Source organism: Actinomadura rugatobispora, from assembly GCF_042656285.1.
Lineage (GTDB): Bacteria > Actinomycetota > Actinomycetes > Streptosporangiales > Streptosporangiaceae > Spirillospora > Spirillospora rugatobispora.
The window spans coordinates 1-1,011 of sequence record NZ_JBHSON010000253.1 but is presented as its reverse complement, the minus strand read 5'-3'; the positions used below and the strand labels follow the sequence as shown (position 1 = coordinate 1,011).

The 1,011-nt window shown below is 69.6% G+C and carries 1 protein-coding gene; it reads right to left on the bottom strand.

From position 1 onward, the window contains the following. A partial coding sequence (locus tag ACFPZN_RS56165; RefSeq protein WP_378293639.1) for a xanthine dehydrogenase family protein molybdopterin-binding subunit occupies positions 1 to 1,011 on the bottom strand: 1,011 nt, incomplete at both ends.

The following is a 1,011-nucleotide window of genomic DNA, read 5'->3' as shown; positions in this document are numbered from 1 at the left end:
CAGCGCGTCGGCGACCGCGTTGATCACCGCCGGCGGCGCCCCGATCGCACCGCCCTCACCCGCGCCCTTGTACCCGCCCGGACCCGGCGAGTCGGTCTCGATGTGCCCGTACTCGATATCGGGCACCTCCAACGCCGTGGGCAGCAGATAGTCCATGAACGTCGTCGCGATCGGGTTGCCCTCGCCGTCATAGGCCAGATGCTCGTACAGCGCCCCGCCGATCCCCTGCACCGTCCCGCCCGCGATCTGCCCCTCCACCACACTCGGATTGATCATCGGACCGCAGTCCTCGCTCACGATGAACCGCAGCAACCGCACCTCACCGGTCACCACGTCCACCTCGCACGTGCACAGATGCGTGGCATTGGCCCAGATGATCGGATGCTCGGGCTTGTAGCGGCCACTGGCCTCCAACCCCGCCGGAACCCCCGCCGGCAACGCCTCGGGCTGGAAGTAGGCCAGGTTGGAGATCTCCGCCAGCGACACCCCCGACCCGGGCACACCGCGCACCGACGCCCGCCCGCCCGACAACTCGATGTCGGAGGCCGCGGCCTCCAGGCGGTGCGCGGCGATCGCCACGATCCGCTCCCGCAGCACCGAGGCCGTCTCGGCCACCGCCCCCGCCGTCATCGACCCCGACCGGCTCCCCGCCGTCCCGCCACCGAACGGCGTCACCGCCGTGTCCCCCTGGATGGTGTGCACATCGGCGATGTCCACCCCCAGCGCGTCAGCGGTCAGCTGCACCACCGTCGTCTCGATGCTGTTCCCGCTCGAACCCCCCGAGACGTAGACGTTCACCTTGCCCGAGGGCTCGATCCGGATCGTCGCGCCCTCGGTCGCGTGCAACCCCATCGCACTGGTCGTCGGCTCCACATACGTGCACGTACCGACACCCAGATACCGGCCCTGCGCCCGCGCCAGCTCCTGCTCACGCCGGAACGCCTCGTAATCCAGCATCTTCAACGCCTGCTCGAACGTCTCCGACGGCGTGATATCGCTGTACGGCATCCC